14 protein-coding genes are annotated in these 17,607 nt (G+C 60.9%); 4 read left to right on the forward strand and 10 right to left on the reverse strand.

The genetic code is table 11. From position 1 onward, the window contains the following. Positions 1–44: 44 nt before the first annotated feature. The 10 genes from AC13QE_RS18600 to AC13QE_RS18645 form a co-directional block, all read right to left on the reverse strand. Positions 45–641, reverse strand: coding sequence for a cysteine hydrolase family protein (locus tag AC13QE_RS18600; RefSeq protein ID WP_488484793.1), 597 nt, complete (start codon positions 639–641; stop codon positions 45–47). Positions 642–643: 2 nt separating this feature from the next. Then, a complete protein-coding gene (locus AC13QE_RS18605; protein WP_488484794.1) occupies positions 644–1,693 on the reverse strand; it encodes an ABC transporter ATP-binding protein in 1,050 nt (349 codons plus the stop codon). Continuing rightward, positions 1,680–2,459, reverse strand: a complete 780-nt coding sequence (locus tag AC13QE_RS18610) for an ABC transporter permease (RefSeq protein WP_488484795.1) — start codon at positions 2,457–2,459, stop codon at positions 1,680–1,682. The genes AC13QE_RS18605 and AC13QE_RS18610 overlap by 14 nt, the downstream gene beginning before the upstream one ends. 15 nt (positions 2,460–2,474) lie before the next feature. Continuing rightward, entirely contained in the window at positions 2,475–3,389 is a 915-nt protein-coding gene (locus tag AC13QE_RS18615; protein ID WP_488484796.1) for an ABC transporter permease, read from the reverse strand. Further along, a complete protein-coding gene (locus AC13QE_RS18620; RefSeq protein WP_488484797.1) occupies positions 3,379–4,455 on the reverse strand; it encodes an ABC transporter substrate-binding protein in 1,077 nt (358 codons plus the stop codon). Before AC13QE_RS18620 ends, AC13QE_RS18615 begins: the two co-directional genes overlap by 11 nt. 373 nt (positions 4,456–4,828) lie before the next feature. Next, positions 4,829–7,057, reverse strand: coding sequence for an MGH1-like glycoside hydrolase domain-containing protein (locus tag AC13QE_RS18625; RefSeq protein WP_488484798.1), 2,229 nt, complete (start codon positions 7,055–7,057; stop codon positions 4,829–4,831). A 5-nt stretch (positions 7,058–7,062) separates the two neighbouring features. Beyond that, the gene (locus AC13QE_RS18630) at positions 7,063–9,750 is read right to left on the reverse strand and encodes a carbohydrate-binding protein (RefSeq protein WP_488484799.1); all 2,688 of its coding nucleotides are present in this window, start codon (positions 9,748–9,750) and stop codon (positions 7,063–7,065) included. A gap of 10 nt (positions 9,751–9,760) precedes the next feature. Continuing rightward, positions 9,761–13,309 carry a molybdopterin cofactor-binding domain-containing protein gene (locus tag AC13QE_RS18635; protein WP_488484800.1) on the reverse strand — a complete coding sequence of 1,183 codons (3,549 nt, stop codon included), beginning with the start codon at positions 13,307–13,309 and terminating at the stop codon, positions 9,761–9,763. Then, positions 13,306–13,830: a (2Fe-2S)-binding protein gene (locus AC13QE_RS18640; RefSeq protein WP_488484801.1), complete on the reverse strand. Its 525-nt coding sequence runs from the start codon at positions 13,828–13,830 to the stop codon at positions 13,306–13,308. The genes AC13QE_RS18635 and AC13QE_RS18640 overlap by 4 nt, the downstream gene beginning before the upstream one ends. After that, positions 13,827–13,958, reverse strand: a complete 132-nt coding sequence (locus AC13QE_RS18645) for a hypothetical protein (protein ID WP_488484802.1) — start codon at positions 13,956–13,958, stop codon at positions 13,827–13,829. The genes AC13QE_RS18640 and AC13QE_RS18645 overlap by 4 nt, the downstream gene beginning before the upstream one ends. A 228-nt stretch (positions 13,959–14,186) precedes the next feature. Between AC13QE_RS18645 and AC13QE_RS18650 the strand changes: the two genes are divergently transcribed. From AC13QE_RS18650 to AC13QE_RS18665, 4 genes are all read left to right on the forward strand, one after another. Further along, positions 14,187–15,323: an FAD-dependent monooxygenase gene (locus AC13QE_RS18650; RefSeq protein WP_112508807.1), complete on the forward strand. Its 1,137-nt coding sequence runs from the start codon at positions 14,187–14,189 to the stop codon at positions 15,321–15,323. Further along, the gene (locus AC13QE_RS18655; RefSeq protein ID WP_488484803.1) at positions 15,320–16,120 is read left to right on the forward strand and encodes an alpha/beta fold hydrolase; all 801 of its coding nucleotides are present in this window, start codon (positions 15,320–15,322) and stop codon (positions 16,118–16,120) included. Before AC13QE_RS18650 ends, AC13QE_RS18655 begins: the two co-directional genes overlap by 4 nt. Before the next feature lie 71 nt (positions 16,121–16,191). Further along, the gene (locus AC13QE_RS18660) at positions 16,192–16,944 is read left to right on the forward strand and encodes a maleate cis-trans isomerase family protein (RefSeq protein WP_041678490.1); all 753 of its coding nucleotides are present in this window, start codon (positions 16,192–16,194) and stop codon (positions 16,942–16,944) included. An 11-nt stretch (positions 16,945–16,955) separates the two neighbouring features. Then, entirely contained in the window at positions 16,956–17,597 is a 642-nt protein-coding gene (locus tag AC13QE_RS18665; RefSeq protein WP_488484804.1) for an N-carbamoylsarcosine amidohydrolase, read from the forward strand. Positions 17,598–17,607: the final 10 nt, after the last annotated feature.

The following is a 17,607-nucleotide window of genomic DNA, read 5'->3' on the forward strand; positions in this document are numbered from 1 at the left end:
CTCTCAGCCGGGCTTGCTGCCGAATCGGGCAATCCAAATCAACGTCATACAGTCCACAAACCCAGAATGGCTTCAGTTGTCAAAATTTCAATCTGCTCCGAAAACCTCGGTGCCAGACGCGTCAGTACCATCTCGTGTGCCACCATGTCGCCGCTCGCCAGAGCGTCGCTGGCGAGGACCACCCTGTAGCCAAGATCGACCGCGTCCAATGCGCTCGCATACACGCAGACATCAGTCTCGACACCGGTGAACACAAGCGTATCGACGTCTTCGCTATCAAGGCGATCGATAAAGCCGGGAGCTCCGAAGATCGAAAAGGTTTCCTTGTCGACGATTGACCCCGGCTGCGCGAACGCAGCCAGCGGTGCAACAAGATCCAGCATCCCCGGATCGAGTTCGTCCAGAGTTACCGTTTTCCAGCGCTCATAATAGGCTTGCCATCGGCCTTTCGCCTCCTCGGGACGTTGCGCGACGATGAAGCGGGCAAAGACCGTCCTTTCAGGCCTGGCCTCGGCAAGCCGTTGCACATTCGGCACGATGCCCGCGAGGGCCGGCGTAGACCAAGGCGTTTCCTCGGCGAAGAGCCGTTGCATGTCGATGACGACATGCAAGGTCTTATGGGACAACGGTGCCCTCGTCATTGTCAATCCACAACGCAGACGGTGTGTTCCGGCGACCAGTTCAGCGTCACGCTGTCACCCTCCTTGAGGACGGTGCCGTCTCGGTTCTGAACGAAGAGTTTCAGTGGCAGACCGTCTTTGGTCTCAAGGAGATAGGAGAGCACCGGTCCGGCGTAGATGACCGTGGTGATCCGCGCCGTAAGGCTGTTGCCTTCGGCATTCCCCGCCGAGATTGACATCTTCTCCGGCCGCACTGCGAGCGTGACCTTGGTCCCATCGCCGGGCAGGGGGCTTGCGCTGCGCACTGTCGTGCCGTCGGAAAGCCGCACCGCACCGTTCTCGACGGTGCCGACAAGGAAGTTGGAATCACCCAGAAACTCCGCGGCGAAACGCGTCAGAGGCTTCTCGTAGACAGTCTCGGGCGCGCCCATCTGCACGATACGACCTTTGTCGAGAATGGCCACCTTGTCGGACAGCGTCAGAGCTTCTTCCTGGTCGTGGGTGACGAAGATCGTCGTCAGGCCGCTCTCGCGCTGGATCCGCAGCAGTTCGACCTGCATCTCCTGCCGCAGCCTACGGTCGAGCGCGGACAGTGGCTCGTCAAGCAGCAGCACGCTCGGCTTGATGACAATGGCGCGTGCCAGCGCTACACGCTGTTGCTGGCCGCCCGAAAGCTGCTTTGGCATCCGGTTGCCAAAGCCCGGCAGGCGCACCATTTCCAAGGCGCGATCGACTTCTTTGCGGGCTGCGGCACCCTTGATGCCGCGTCGCTCGAGACCGAAGGCCACGTTCTGAGTAATCGTCATGTGCGGGAACAGCGCGTAGGACTGGAACATCATGCCGATGTTGCGGCCCCATACTGGAATGTTCGTGACATCTCTGCTGCCGATGGTCACCACACCCAGATCAGGCTTGATGAAGCCGGCGATGATGCGCAGGAGCGTCGTCTTGCCGGAGCCTGAAGGCCCAAGAAGGCTGGTGAACGAGCCCTCGGGGAATTCGGTGGTGATATCGGCCAGAACCGGCGTGGTACCGTAGGTCTTGGCGACGGAATTGACGTTAACGTTTGTCACGGGTGTCTCCGGGCTTGGCGAAGCGCGCGAAAATCAGGATCACGGTCATCGACCCGAGCAGAAGCACAGTCGAGATCGCATTGATTTCGGGGGTGAAGCCCTTGCGGATCGAGGAGTAGATCTGAACCGGCAGCGTGGTGAAGCCGGGCGTTGCGAGAAAATAGGAAATCACGAACTGGTCGAGCGAGACCGCGAAGGCAAACAAGGCGGCGCCCAGGATGCTGGGGTAAAGCAGCGGCAGGGTGACGGAGAAGAACGCATGAACGGGGGTGGACCCCAGGCTCATGGCCGCCTCTTCGAGATCGGCCCGGATTGTCCGGAAGCCGGTTCCCACCACCAGGACTACATAAGGGATGGCAAGGGCAACGTGACCGATGATAATCGCGTGCATGCCGCGGCCGATGCCGGTCCAGTAGAAGAAGATCAGCATCGCCGTGCCGGTGATCAGCCATGGAATGGCGATCGGCGGCAGCAGCATGATCTGCAGGAAGCTCTTGCCACGGAACGTGCCGCGCGACAGGGCAACAGATGCCATGGTGCCAAGCGCGGTTGCGACAACCGCCGTAATGACGGCGATGATGATGCTGTTCATACCAGCAGTGAGCAGGATGCTGTTGTTCCAGAGCGCCTCGTACCAGCGGGTCGAGAAGCTGAACGGCAGTTCGTAGAGCGGCGAGGCGTTGAAGCCCATCGCCATCATCACGAGGATCGGCGTGTAGAGGAAGAGCAGTACGACGATCAGATAGAAACGACCAAGCGATCTCATTCGGTGTTCCTTCCTTTAAGCTGCCGTGCCGCGGCGCAGGACGCCGGAGAACGTGCCGAAGATTGCAAGTACGACGGCGAGCAACGTGAAGGACAGCGAGGCGCCGAGCGGCCAGTTGAAGGCTTGCGTGAACTGGTCCTCGATGACGGTGCCCATGGTGACGCCGACGCGGCCGCCCAGAATTCGGGGCTCCATGAAGGACCCGATGACAGGGATGAAGGTCAGCACGGCACCCGAGATCAAGCCTGGAGCAGCCATTGGCACGAGAATCTTGAAGAGAATTGTCCACCACCGCGCACCAAGGCTGGCGGCCGCTTCGATGATCGCGTCATCGATCGTAACCAGCGCGATATAACAGGTGAGGATCATGTAAGGCAGATAACCATGTACCAGGCCAACAACGACTGCATAGCGTGTATAGAGGAAGCCGATCGATCCAGCATCCGGTAAGACCATGTGGAAGATGGTGTCGAGGAAGCCGTTTTCGCGCAGCACCATTGTCCATGAGAAGATACGGACAAGGCCGTTCGTCCAGAATGGCAGCAGGATGAGGATGAGCAGCATCTCGCGCGTCTTGCCGAAGGTGGAACGAGCAAGCGCAACGGCTGCCAGGAAGCCGAGCACGGCGCAGGCAAACGTCGTCCAGAAGCCGATAAGCAGCGACGTGAAAGCAATACCGATCAGATAAGGCTGGTCGATGAAGGCACGATACTGCTTCAGGGTAAAGACGATCGGCGCCTTGCCCATTGGGGTTGCCGCCATGAAGCTGAAGACCAACATGGTCAGCAGCGGGAGAAAGACGGCAAGCGTCAGCCAGCCGTAGGTTGGCATCAGCAGCGCCGTCGTCGACACCCAGGACGGCAGGGGACGCCGCAAGCGCGGACCCGAAGGTCCGCGCTCTGACGCCGATGTCAGATTGTCATTCTGCATAGAAGGCTTTCACTTCCTGCCATAGGTTGTTGAAGGCTTCACGACGGTCATCCGGCAGAGCCGACATGATGCCCATGGTCTTCAGGTATTCCGGCTTGTGAACCTGGCGGCTCAGGTCGTCGGCCGGCAGGCTTGCAAGTGCTGCGGAGTTGGACGATGCCGGTGCACCGACCTTGGTGGCCCATTCGAGATAGAAGGTTGGGTCGATCAGCCAGTTTGCGAAGACCAATGCGCCTTCGGCGTTGGGAGCCGACGCCGGAATACCGAGACCATCGACCCAGCCGATGCCGCCTTCCTTGGGAACGACGAAATCGACAGGCAGCTTCGAATTGCGCTTTGAACGGACCGAGCCGCCCGACCAGAAGAGCGAAAGGTCGAATTCCTTGGCTGCAAAGGACTTGTTCCATTGGTCTTCCGTCGACCATAGCAGCTTGACGTTCGGCTTGATGGACTTCAACGCGTCGCGAATGACACCGAGATCCTTCGGGCTATTCATGTCCTGACCGGTCATCAGGGCACCGGCGGCAACGCAGATAACCGCATCGTCGTCCATGGCAACGCGGCCCTTATAGGCGGGATCCGCCAGGACCTTGTAGCTATCTGGAACAGGCATGCCGTCGCGGATGGCGAGCGAAGTCATGCCCCAGACCCATGGCACCGCATAGCCCTTGCCATCCTTCAGGAAGTTGGCGTTGGAGCGCAGATTTGCGTCGATCGTGGCAGCGTTCGGAACCTTGCTGAAATCGATCGGCTGCAGGAGGTCTTCCGCGGTTGCCTGCGCGCAGCGCGCAGCGTTGAGAACGACGAGATCATAGGCGCCCGGGTTGGTGCGCAGCTTGGTCAGCATTTCCGACTCGGAGCTATAGTAGTCGTGGACGACCTCGATGCCGGTCTTCTCGGCAAAGGCCTTGATCGACCAGGCTTCGTCGGTGCCGTAACCCTGCCAGTTTAGAACCGTGATCTTACCGGCGGAAAAGGCCATGCGCGGCATGGCCGAGAAGGCAGCGCCGGCAATGACCGCTCCGGACATCAGCTTCAGCGTGTTGCGTCTTGTGATTTCAGTCATTTGGAACCCCTCTTGAAAATCTACTCTTGTCAACGGCCGCGGCGGCAGCCGACGACCTCAGGCTTCACGCAAATCATCGGCAGTCCGCTTATTAAAAGCGCGCCATATGATTTGTATGCAAACTAAATTGACGTGAGGCTGACGACCGGTCACGCCCAATTGGAACGTACGGGTTCTCCCAGCGCCTTTCGGCGCAGCGTTAAATCCTAGCCATTCTATCAGGCATTGCCGTTATGAATTTGCTATCGCGAGCGTGTCGCTCCCGATAGGCAATTCCGTTCAACCCTCATGCTCTTCCGGCATTCTTTTTATTTGTATGCAAAGTAATATGGCTGATCTGCGCCTGTCAAGTTCCATCAGGCGCCAATACCACTCACACTGTCAAAAAATAGACATCCAGTTTCCGGCCGTGCGTGGCCCTTGCGATTTCGAGACGCGCGCCATCGGTACTCGCCTCGAACCGAACTTCCTGGCCATCGAGATGTGCTGCCACGATGCGGTCTGGCTCGACCTTCGGAAGCGCGACAAACCCGTCGTTGCCCGTCGGAATGATGGTGCAGGAGAAACGTGCATCACTGACAGCGATCTGCGTGAACGATGTTTGCAGGTTAGTCTTCAGCGATGCGCGACCGTCCAGGCTCATTTCCAGCAGGCCATCGGAGATCGAGACCGAAAGCATTCCAGAAGGCGACAGCATCGGACCGACGGAAAGGTCAGCGCCGGCATTGTGAAGGGTCCAGCCGCTCCACGGATCGAAGTCGATGATCTCCCCGACAGCCATCAGCGGCAGCATGGCCGCCCAGATGTAAAAGGGATCCGTATCGCCCTGGTCCATCGCTTCGCCCGTCGTGGCATTATAGTTCTCCGCCGCGATCCGGTCCGTGTTCCAGGACTTCATGAAGAGCTCGTAGCTCTGCCGCGCAAGCCTATTCGCCTCCGCTGCAAAGCCGTAGCGGCGCAGCCCGAGCCAGACCATATAGTTGACGTTCGGCCAGATGCGGCCACGCCAGTAGACATTGTCGGCAAAGGCGGGATCGTCACGCGTCGCGTTCGGCAGGACGTAGTCCCCGCCGAAGGTGGTTTCGTCGCTGAGGTGTTGGAGCAACTTCTCGGCCTGCTCGGACGTGGCTGCGCCACATAGCAGGGGATAGAAGCTGGTCGGCGAAAGCGACCGCACAAAGCCGCCCTGGCGCTGCCGGTTGGCGAAGATGTTGCGGTTTTCATCCCACAGGTTTTCCGAGATCAGCTTGCGGCAGCGTTCGGCGATGGCCGCGAATTCACTGGCATCCTCCTCCTTGCCGAGAACCTCGGCTATCTTCGACAGCATCTCGGCATCAAGCGCCGCCGCGCAATTCAGCCCGAGATCGAATGTCGAAAGGGTGCGCGTGATGGGATCGTAGACGGCCTCGTCATGAGTGGCCGAATTATCCATGCCTGTTTCGTTGCGCGCGGCAAAGTGCGTGCCCTTATAGAGGCCTTCGCCGACGTCCGATGTGCCGCAGGACAGCAGGCCGGAGGCGTCGGGATCGCGGTGTTCGCGCCACCAACGCTGATTGCGGGCCAGCGCATCATAGCTTGCCGCCAGAAGCGAACGCTCGCCGGTGCGCTGGTAAAGCTGCCAGGCAACGAGCGCGCCGTTTGGATGCTGGCTGCGGTCCACCCAGGCATCATTCGAGGTAACGATGCAGGCGATATTGCCCTGAGGGGTGGCGCTTGCCATCGCCGTTGCCATATTCTCGCGGGCGAGATCGGCGTCGAAGACACCGGCCAGCAGAGCGGCAAACAGCTGATCATTGTACCAGACGGCGAATTTGCCGAGATTCCAGATACGCGTCACAGCCGTATAGGGCCGGGAGTTGGTTTCATCCCAGATCGTGTTCCAGGCGACGACGTCGCGGATCGCGTCCAGAGATCCTTCGTACGTGCCATTATGGGCGGTGGGAGCAGCGCTCGGGTTGTCGGCCGCAAGGCAGGTCTGTGCTTTGAGAACCGCAAGTTCGGCGCTGTCGGCCACGGCGGCGGCATAGGCTCCCTGGCGCATCATTTCCAGATTGAAGCGCAGGGCGATCACTGGCGCCTCGTTTTTCCGGCTCGCAGTGTAGAAATATCCATTCGCCTCGAAATCGGCGCGCAGGTCGTCGATCGTGTCATGGCCAGTCACATGCACCGGAGCCTCGGCCGTCGCCACCGCGACGAAGCGCGTGCCGATCTTGACGAGTGTGACGTTGCGGCCGGCTTCATGCGTGACCACTTCTCCGCCGTCTGCCGAAATCGCCAGGGTCAGCCAGAAGCGCAGCCCCCATTCACCACCCGCTTTGCCCTCCCAATTTCCGCGAACCGCGAAGGGATCGGACTTCTCGGTTCTGAAGGCGACGGTGGTTCCGCTATGTTCCGTTTCCAGTTCGATCAACGATCCGTCGATGGCATGGCGGCCGAGCCGCACCGTGTTGCGACGCGGCTCGATGGCTGACGTCGTCCGGCTGCGCGTGGAATAGAGAACGGGCGTGATGCGCACACCGAGCGGCAGAAACACCATTTCCGCCGGTCTGTCGGACCAGCTGTTCCAGGCGCGCATCAAGGGAACGGTAGAATGTTTCAGCATCGTTCTTATTCCGGTCTGTTTTGCAACGGTATGAGGAGGGGGCTGGCTGTCAGCCCGCTCTTGTCCGGGCCGCTGCCGAGATAGGGCGTGTTGTCGTAATAGCGGTTTGCCGCCGTGTTGGCGACGTGAAGCTCGAGTTCATGGGTGCCGGCGGCAAGGCGGCCGAGCCCTAAGCGATAAGGCCGCCAGCCGCGGCGTCCCGCTTCGGTTCCATCGATATAAGCAGTGACCGCCGTATAAACGGTCGGCAGTTCCAGCATCCAGTCGGCATCGGTTTCCGTTGTGAAGGAAAGCCGGTAGATGCCCGTGCCACTGAAGGCCGGAAAGCCTTGCTCTTCCCAGCCGCTGTCAACGGAAATGGGCGCGAAGGCCTGATCTTGGCCGGGCGCGAATGTCCAGCCGTCTGCCAGAGCAATGAGCCGGTTTCGCTCAAGCGCCGGTCGGCTCGATAGATGGCCGATGGCGACAGCCGCCTGGTCGTTTTGACGGAGACGGATGCAGCGAACTTCGTGCGGTTCCAATTCTACGGTCAGCTTGTGAACGGCGGCGAAGGCTTCGACAGCCCCTTGTTCCGCGTCCCATATCGCATAATCGAAGCCATCTCCGAGCAAGATGTCAAAGCTGATATCTTCTGCGCCATCGTTGAAAACGACCATCCTCCACCAGCCGTCAACATCATGACCGATCCATTGCCACGGCCTTTGGCCCGAAATCTGCGGACCGTCGAGCGTCAGGGTCGACAGGAGGGCGGACACCGTTTCGGCATTGGGCATCGCTGTGGTGTGCGACGTGACGCCAACCGAGCCGGAGACTCTCTCGCCCGTGCAAACCGTGGAGACGGTTTCGCCCGAAGACCAGATCCGACCGCCGGCCTTCGTGAAGGCATCGAGCTTTTGAAGCGTAACAGCCGTTTCCAGTACCGTCACCGAAGGCAGCACCACCGCGTCGAACGCGAGACCGGATGCAAGCAGACGTCTATCTTCTATAGCCGCGTTTGCGATATCCGCCTCGCTCACGAACATGAAATCGCAGCCCTGCGCCAACAGTTGCTCGCACCAGGCGCCGATATGGGTGGCATGGCCGTGGCGAGGCCCTTCGGCAAAGGCAGTGTAGAGAGGATAGAGAATAGCTACCGGTGCCTGCGGCCTTGCAGGTTCGATAAAGGCGGAAACGCGTGCGATCTCTTCGGCGAAAAGATCATGATAGAGCCACCACGGCTCGAAGTTGATGCCGGGCGCGAAGTCGAAGCGCGGATTGGTGAAGGGTGTCGGGTCGTTGTCGAGTCCATCGGTCTGGTAGACGCCGTGCCAGAGGAACTGCCGTGTGCCAAGGCAGGCAAGCCGGATCGCCTGGGCGCGCGATGCCTCCAGCGTCACCTCCCATTGGCCGGCAGCGCGCACTTCAGTGCGTTCGGCGCTGAAATAGGTCTCGACGACGCAGCGGCTGCGTCCATTCGAGCGGGCGACGGAATCACCCATCTTGGGAGCCAACTGTGGCGTGAGATTGTTTGCGTCCACGACCGTTTCGTGCCTGATGGCGTCGATGCCGAAGAAGTCCACCGCCGGCGCGACGCGCGGATCGATACTTGTGAAGCCGCCATTGGGTGCCCATGAGCTGACATGAGCGAGGATCTCATGCCCCGTGAGGACGATCCCTTTTCCTTCCGCCCAGCCCCTGAGCGTGCCGAAGAATGCATTGTTCATCAAGGTGGAATAGGCTGCGTGAAACAACGCACGCAGTCGCAAGGTTTCCGGCCCAACGTTACGCACCACCGCGAGAAGGGCGACGGCGAACGACACGCCCGTCTTGGACAGGGCACAGTCTTTCAGCGCAGGCGCAAACAGCAGGCTGTTGCCGAGATTTCCCGCCATCTGGTCCCAGCGATAGAAGCCGGGGGCCGGCTGATCGTAGAATACAGATCCAACGGGATCGGGCACGCGCTTGCCAAGGGCTGTGACGATGGGTTCGAGGCCAACGTCGATGAAACGCTGGGCTGCCTCCGGCAGCAGATAGTTGATGATCCGTGATGTCGCGGATCGCGCGCTTATGAAGACCGTCAGCGTCCAGCCGAATGCGACCGCGCCATCATAGGAATAGGTGCAGGAAGCACGATCGGAACCTGTGATGCTGACCTGCGATGTTACGTCGATGATCTGATCATATGCCTCGATTGGGCCGGAGGGATGCAGCACTGCTGCCTCGACTGTCCATTCGCACCATTCGATGTGGCCGCCTTCATATTGCCAGGCAATGATGTCGGCGCCCATCTTCAGCGTGAATGCCGGATGGATCCTGCTTATCGTGCCCTGCGTATCTGCCGAAGACGACCAGAACAGGTGACGCTCGCGCAGTTCGTCACGCCCTTCCACAGTCTTGCCACCGGCATGGCCGCTGATCCAGTTATAGTCGTCATAAATGCCAAGCTTGAGCCCGAGCTGAGCCGCGATGTCGGCGGCCAGCCTGTAGGCTGACAGATAGTGCGGTGACAGGTACTGTTCGCGCGGCAGGGCGAGTCGCGCCTGGATCAGGATGGTGCCGATGCCCTTCGCCTGGAAATCGGCAAGCTGTGTCCGGCAGGTCGCCTCATCGGGAATGCTATGCCAGAACCAGTAGGCTGAAGGACGAAATGCGGCAGTCGGGCGCTCAAAGAGGGCCCGACTTTCGTTATCCGCAATGGCCGCTGTTTCAGGCAATGTGTGTTCCTCAGTGTGCGGTGGCGGCAATGCGTTGCAATGCCGCCGATGTATCGCTCCAGGCCGGCTTGTCCGGCGCGAAACGGGCGCGCAGGTAGTCGGTGAGATCCTTCAGCTGCGTCTCGTTCAGCGTATCGCGGAATGCCGGCATGGACATGACTTCCGGCGCTTCGCGGCCGGTGGTTTCCGCAAGGATCGCCGGGGCTTCGACACCGCCGAGGATCGCCTGGATGAGATTGTCGGGCGTATCGGCATGCAGATTGCTGTTCAGCGCCAGCGATGAGAGGACCGTGTTGCCGGTATGGCATGTGGCGCAGGCGCCATTGAAGATGCGCTCGCCCTTGGGCGAAACCAGTCCCACACTGACCTTTGCCGCCTCGCTGGCTGCAATCGCTGCCTGGCTCTGGGCCACGGCCTTCGAAGGGTCGCTGTCCTTATTCAGGCTGGCCAGATAATTTGCCATGGCGCGGATGTCCGAGTCCGGCAATGGCTGCATGACCTCCACCACATGCGCCATCGGACCGGCGGCGCTGCCGTGGTCGCGCGAATGACCCGTGCGCAGGTAGTCGTAGAAGGCATCTTCTGTCCAGCCAACCGGACCCTTGGCCATGGCGTTGAGCGCAGGCGCCTCCCAGCCATCGGCAAAGCCGCCCGAGAGATGGGCACTTCCGGTCTTTTCAGCACCCAGCGCATTGCGTTCGGTGTGGCAGGCGGAACAGTGGCCGAGCGTCTCGACGAGATAGGCGCCCCTATTCCAGGTGGCATTGCGCGTCTGGTCGTAGGTCATGGGCGTCGACTTCAGGAACAGCGCATTCCACCCTGCCATCATCATGCGGATGCTATAGGGAAACTTCAGCTTTGTTTCCGGCGCCTTTCCCGCCACTGCCGTCTGCGTCATCATATAGGCATAGAGCGCCTGCAGGTCCGCATCCTCAGCGCCAGCGAAGGATGTGTAGGGATGGGCCGGATAGAGGTGGTGGCCATCGCGGCTGATGCCTTCACGCATGGCCCGCTCGAAGGCGGTGTAGGACCAGGCGCCGATGCCGTTTTTCACATCCGGCGTGATGTTGGTGGCATAGACCGTGCCGAATGCCGTTTCGAAGCGTCGGCCGCCGGCGAAGGGTGTGCCGTCGTTGCCGACATGGCAGACATTGCAGGCGCCCGCCGCAGCGGCCAGGCGGCCGCGCTCGATCGTGGCTGCGCTATAGACATTCACGTCCGGCCGCTCGATCGTGGCGATCGCCGGCCGCCATGGGGATGCCATCGCCACAAGCCCTGAAATTGCCGCCGCGGCTCCGGCAGCCGAGATGCCGATATTCCACCACCGCTTCCTTTTCGCGGGGGGTGCCGGAGGCGGCGTGGCCGTATCGCCCTTCAGCGCCGCCAGCACCATTTCCGGTGTCAACGGCAGTTCGCGGAAACGTATGCCGGTGGCATCATAGACCGCGTTGGCGATGGCCGATGCGCTCGGAACGGAAGCGGATTCACCGACGCCGAGCGGCGGCTCGTCCTGTCTTGGAACCATCAGCACGTCGATATCGGGCAATTCGGGGAAGGTGATCAGCGGATAGCCGCCCCATTCCTTCGAGGTGACGGCGGTGGAGGAAAACTCGACGCGTTCCTTCAGCACCCGGCTGGTGGACTGGATGACGTTGCCGTGGATCTGATGCCGCACGCCGTCGGGATTGATCATCATCCCGGAATCCTGCGCGCAGGTCACCTTCGTCACGGCGATCTCGCCGGTCTTGGTGTTGACGGCGACATCGGCCACCCAGGCCGCCCAGGCGGCAGCCTTGCCCGGAAACGGCCCGTGAATATAGACGGCATAGGCGAAGCCGCGGCCGTAAAGCAGGTCGCCTTCGCCGCCGAGCGTGCCCCATTTTGTGTGGGGCACCCAGTTCGCCCGCTCTGCCAGGGCGTGCACGAGGTCCACGGCACGGGGATCATGAAGGTATCGCAGCCGGTATTCGATCGGATCGACGCCGGCCGCGGCCGCAAGTTCGTCAATATAGCATTCATGCGCGAAGGTGTTCGGCATCGCGGAAACGCCGCGGAACCACGAGGCCCGGGCAATCGGCGGCATATCGTGGACGGTGACCCGAAGATTGCCATAGGCATAGGGTGGGATCGCCGTGCGGTCGCCCATCTGCACCACGTCGGATACCGGCGGGACCTTGCCGGTCAGGATCAGCGGTAATGTCGGTGCGAGATTGGACGGATAGCGCGTCTCGAAATCATAGGCCGAAGGACCGCCCTCAAGATCGAGGCCGCCGCGCACGTCGATGATCTGGGCAGCGCCCTTTGGCTCCCAGGCATGCTCCTGCTCGCGCGTGAGCTGCACGCGCACTGGCGCGCGCACGGCGCGGGACAGAAGCGCTGCATCGGCAGTCACATCGTCGGCGCAGTTGCGGCCATAGCAGCCGGCGGCTTCCAGGCGCTCCACGAGGATCATATCCTCGGGCATGTCGAGGAGGAGTGCCAGATCGCGACGCATGGGGAAGGGGTTTTGCGTGCCCGACCACACAGTGAGCCCGGTCTCGCTGTAATCGGCCACGGCGCAGGACGGCCCGATCGAGCCATGCATCTGATAGGGCCAGATATAGGTGCGGTTCATGGGTTCCGCGCTGCCGGCGAGCGCCATCTCGACATTGCCGCGATCGATCAGCTTGCGCGGCGTGGCGGGATTAGCACGCAGCGCCATCTCCGGCGCGTTCAGATCCGGCCGCAGCGGCGGCTCCCGCCACAAGACCTTCAGCGTCTTCGCAGCCTCGATGGCGATTTCCTCGCGCGTTGCGACGACGCCGACGAAATCACCGATGGCGACAACGCCGACAACGCCATCGATATGGGCGATCGAGCCTTCGTCGATGGATATGAGGCTATTGCCGACATGCTCGCCGTGATCAAAGCCGGCATAGAGCGGCCGGATGACCCGGCCATGCAGCATGCCGGGCACGCGCACGTCATGCACATACGTCCATTGACCGGTTGCCTTGGCCGGGATGTCCACGCGCGGTCGCGAGGAGCCGACGATGCGGTAGGCAGACGCGGGCTTCAGCTCAGCACTGGCGTCGATCGACAGGCGCACATGCTCCCCCGCGACGAGTTCGCCGAAGGTGAAGCTCCAGTTCGCTCCGTTGCCGGCGCGGATGACGCCGTCTTCAAGGATAAGGTGCTCGACCGTGGTGCCCTTCAGGGCAGCAGCCTTCGCCATGAGGTGATGACGCGCCGTTGCCGCGGCCTGCCGAAGCGGCACGGCGGTGATCTGGATCGTCTCGCTGGCGATGGTGGCGCCCTGGTTGGGGACGGCGGAAGTCGCGCCCAGCACCATTTCCACATGCTCGAAAGGAACATGCAGTTCCTCGGCGATGATCTGCGCCAGTGACGTGCGGATGCCGGTTCCAAGATCGACATGCCCGTTGAATGCCTTGACGCGACCGACACTATCGATGGCGATGTAGAGCTCGGCTGCATCGCCCAGGGAGGCATCGGAGACGATCAGTAGGATGTCTGATGTGGCGAGATAGGCAGCTCTCGGCGTTTCGCGGTGGATGCTCATGGCGAAACCTCGATCCTGTCTTCCGTTCCCGAGCCCGCGGACTTTTCGGCCTTCGCATAGGCGACGGCGCGGCGTGCTGCGGCAAGTATTTCCATATGCGTGCCACAGCGGCAGAGATGATGCCGGAGCGCCGTGCGAATATCGCTCTCGTCGGGCTCCGCCTTCGCTTCCAGCAGGCCGGCGATGGCAATGATCATGCCATTCAGGCAGTAACCACATTGCGCTGCGGCTTCTTCGATGAAGGCGCGTTGGACGATATGCAGATGGCCGGGTTTTCCCAGGCCTTCAAGCGTCGTGACCTTGCGATCGCCGATTGCCTTCAGTGGCACGGCGCACGAGCGCACGGGCCGGCCGTCGATGAGGACCGCGCAGGCTCCGCATTCGCCGAGGCCGCACCCGTATTTGGGCCCGTTGAGGCAGAGATCGTTTCTGAGGATGTAAAGGAGTGGCGTTGCGCCGCCGGCTTCGATGTCGCTGACAGTGCCGTTGACGTTCAGGCTGAATGAGGCGGCCCCTTTCAAAAGCCCGGCTCCACCGCGCGGTCACCCGCCAAAGTGAGGCCGTCGATACTCAAATACGCCATTATGCTGAAGGCCTCTTCCTGATGCCTGCAATTCATAATGACGCGATTGCAGATCACGTCACGCATTTGCTGTTCCTTGCTCATTTATAAAGCGTATGCACTTTATATGGCCGTTTCTCCATGCGCATGCATGTGCCGGCAACAGCGACGATAATCATATTTTGCGGAAAAGCCAGAAGGAATTTTTGCAAAAGTGCAGATGCCGTACTTGCTATTTACAGCGTATGCGCTACAAAATTTGTCATACTTCCAATTCCAGTTTACGCGTCCAGGTGACGGCGAGAAGGGTCGGCCATGTCCAGCAGCAAGGAAAGAATCGCGATTATTGGCGCCGGCCTCGGCGGCGCCGTGGCGGGAGCGCTGCTCCAGCATGCCGGCTTCGACGTAAACGTCTATGAACAGGCGCCGAGCTTCTCGCGGCTGGGCGCCGGCATCCACATGGGCCCGAATGTTCTCAAGATCTTCGAGCGCATCGGCGTTGCCGAAAAGGTTGTCAGCATCAGCAGCACGCCTAGTCATTGGTTCAGCCGTGATGGCATCAGTGGCGACTATCTGTCGCGTATCCCGCTTGAAGGTTACGGCGCGACCTACTGCACCGTGCATCGTGGTGATCTTCAGGGCATCCAGTGCGACGCCCTGCAGCCAGGAACGCTGCATTTCGGCAAGAAGCTGACCCGTATCGACGACAATGGTACGGATGTTCTCATCGAGTTCGAAGATGGCACGTCTGTAAGGGCGGACATCGTGATCGGCGCCGACGGCATCAATTCACGCGTCCGCGAAACGCTGCTGGGTGCGGAGAAGCCAAACTACAGCGGTTGGGTCGGCCATCGTGCGCTAATTTCCTCCGACAAGCTGCGGAAATACAACCTGACCTTCGAAGATTGCGTCAAGTGGTGGGGTCCGGACCGCCACATGATGGTTTACTACACGACGGCTCGTCGCGATGAATATTACTACGTCACCGGCGTGCCTCATCCGGCCTGGGAATTCAATACTGCATTCGTACCCAGCAGTCGCGAGGAAATGGCGTCCGAGTTCGAGGGTTATCACCCCATCATCCAGGCGTTGATCGAAAGCACGGACGAGGTCACCAAGTGGCCGCTGTTCAACCGTAACCCGTTGCCTCTTTGGAGCAGCGGCCGACTTGTCCTGCTGGGTGATGCCTGCCATCCGATGAAGCCGCACATGGCGCAGGGTGCGGCCATGGCCATCGAAGATGCCGCCATGTTGACGCGCTGCCTCCAGGAGACCGGCGTCAACGATTTCGCCACCGCGTTCGGCCTTTACGAAGCCAATCGCCGTGATCGCGCAACCCGCGTGCAGAGCGTCTCCAATGCCAATACCTTCCTGCTGACGCAGGAGGATCCGTCCTGGGTCTACGGCTATGACGTCTATGCCGAACCGCTGCGCACGGAGAATGCAGCATGAGCAGCCGGTTCCTCCATGGTGCGAATGTCTTCGCCAACGGCATCCGTCAGCACTATCTGCGCTATGGCGGCAAGGGGCCGGTGGTCATTCTGGTTCCCGGCATAACATCGCCGGCAATCACCTGGGGTTTCGTTGCCGAAAGCCTGTCGCTGCGTCATGACGTTTATGTTCTTGACGTCCGCGGCCGTGGTCTTTCATCGACGGGCCCGGACCTCGACTACGGCCTCGATGCGATGGCCGATGATGTGATCGCCTTCGCCGGCGAGCTTGAACTGAGACAGCCCGCCATTCTCGGCCATTCCATGGGCGCGCGCATCGCGATGCGGGCGTCCAACCGCGCGCCCGGTTCCTTCAGCCGTCTGGCGCTGATCGATCCGCCGGTTTCCGGTCCCGGCCGTCGCCCGTATCCGAGCAAGCTGCCGTGGTATACGGATTCGATCGCACTCGCCGAGAAGGGAATGGGTGCCGAGGCGATGAAGGCGTTCTGCCCGACTTGGACCGGAGAACAGTTGCAGCTGCGCGCCGAATGGCTCCATACCTGCTATGCGCCTGGGATCGTCAAGGCGTTCAACGATTTCCACGATATCGACATCTTGCCCGATTTCGCCACCCTGACCGTTCCTGCGATGCTGATGGTCGCGGGCCGCGGCGGCGTGATCCAGGCGGCCGACGAAGAAGAGATCAAGGGTCTCAATCCCTCGCTGCAGATCACCCGCGTGCCAGACGCCGGTCACATGATCCCCTGGGATGACTTCGACGGCTTCTTCCTGGCGCTCGGCGACTTCCTGTCCCGCTGATTGTGGTGGCGGAGCATTTTGCTTCGCCGCTTGCCTGTCTTTCGCCTTCCATGCAGCAGAGGATTTCATCCGTGCAGAAATATTACCGTATCGGCCAAATCGTTCCGAGTTCCAACACCACGATGGAAACCGAAATTCCGGCCATGCTGACCGCCCGCCAGTCCATCCGGCCCGAGCGCTTCACGTTCCATTCAAGCCGCATGCGGATGAAGAAGGTCGTCAAGGAAGAGCTGGCGGCGATGGATGCGGAATCGGACCGCTGCGCCGTCGAGCTTTCGGATGCGCGCGTCGATGTGCTGGGTTATGCCTGCCTTGTTGCCATCATGGCCATGGGTCTCGGTTATCACCGCCAGTCGGAAAAGCGCCTGACGGGGCGCACACAGGAAAACGGCGCGAACATTCCAGTCGTTACCAGCGCCGGTGCCCTAATCGAGGGCCTAAAGGTGATGAATGCACGGAAGATTGCCGTCGTTGCGCCCTATATGAAGCCGCTCACGGAGCTCGTGGTCGATTATATCCGCGAAGAGGGCTTCGAGGTCATGGACTGGCGCGCGCTGGAAATCCCGGACAATCTCGATGTCGCCCGGCACGACCCGGAAAATCTTCCGGCCATCGTCCAAACGCTAGATCTAACGGATGTCGATGTGATCGTCCTTTCGGCCTGCGTCCAGATGCCTTCGCTGCCTGTTATCGCGAAGGTCGAAGCCATGACCGGCAAGCCGGTGCTGACCGCCGCTGTCGCCACGACCTATTGCATGCTGAAATCGCTCGGGCTGGAAGCCGTTGTGCCGGGTGCCGGCGCGCTCCTGTCCGGCGCCTACTAAGGGAGACGACAATGCAAACCGCCGAAGCCAATTATCAGGGTGTCTGGGGCAACCGCATCGGCTTCGGCCAGCGGCCAGCGCTCGTCGTTATCGATTTTCTCAAGGCATACACGATCGAAGGAGCGCCGCTCTATGCACCCGGCGTCGTCGAAGCGGTGGCACAAACACCGGCGCTGATCGCCTCCGCCCGGGCTTCAGGCATCCCCGTGATCCACACACGCATTCTCTATCTTGCGGAAAACTGCGCCGATGGCGGCATGTGGGTCAAGAAGTCGCCAGTCATGAAGGCCATGGTCGAAGGCAATGCGCTAGCCGAATTCTGCGAGGGCGTAGAGCCGGCGGCCGGCGAGCTTGTCATCGTCAAGCAATATGCCAGCGCCTTTTTCGGCACCAGCCTTGCTTCCCACCTGCATGCGCAGGGCATTGATACCGTCATCATGGCAGGATGCTCGACGAGCGGCTGCATCCGCGCCAGCGCGGTCGATGCCGTGCAGCACGGGTTTCGGGCCATTGTCGTGCGTGATTGCGTCGGCGACCGCCATCCGGACCCGCACAATGCCAACCTCTTCGACATCGATAGCAAGTATGGCGACGTCGTTTCGAGGGAGGAGGCGATTGCCGAAATCGCCAAGGTCAAGCCCAATAATCCGTAACCGCAAGCGC

This window comes from Martinezella sp. CNPSo 3957, assembly GCF_057784395.1.

Bases quoted from the DNA above. Each gene is read 5' to 3' on its own strand.
- AC13QE_RS18600 (WP_488484793.1), bottom strand. From the start codon at position 641: ATGACGAGGGCACCGTTGTCCCATAAGACCTTGCATGTCGTCATCGAC.
- AC13QE_RS18610 (WP_488484795.1), bottom strand. From the start codon at position 2,459: ATGAGATCGCTTGGTCGTTTCTATCTGATCGTCGTACTGCTCTTCCTC.
- AC13QE_RS18615 (WP_488484796.1), bottom strand. From the start codon at position 3,389: ATGCAGAATGACAATCTGACATCGGCGTCAGAGCGCGGACCTTCGGGT.
- AC13QE_RS18620 (WP_488484797.1), bottom strand. From the start codon at position 4,455: ATGACTGAAATCACAAGACGCAACACGCTGAAGCTGATGTCCGGAGCG.
- AC13QE_RS18625 (WP_488484798.1), bottom strand. From the start codon at position 7,057: ATGCTGAAACATTCTACCGTTCCCTTGATGCGCGCCTGGAACAGCTGG.
- AC13QE_RS18635 (WP_488484800.1), bottom strand. From the start codon at position 13,309: ATGAGCATCCACCGCGAAACGCCGAGAGCTGCCTATCTCGCCACATCA.
- AC13QE_RS18645 (WP_488484802.1), bottom strand. From the start codon at position 13,958: ATGCGTGACGTGATCTGCAATCGCGTCATTATGAATTGCAGGCATCAG.
- AC13QE_RS18650 (WP_112508807.1), top strand. From the start codon at position 14,187: ATGTCCAGCAGCAAGGAAAGAATCGCGATTATTGGCGCCGGCCTCGGC.
- AC13QE_RS18655 (WP_488484803.1), top strand. From the start codon at position 15,320: ATGAGCAGCCGGTTCCTCCATGGTGCGAATGTCTTCGCCAACGGCATC.
- AC13QE_RS18665 (WP_488484804.1), top strand. From the start codon at position 16,956: ATGCAAACCGCCGAAGCCAATTATCAGGGTGTCTGGGGCAACCGCATC.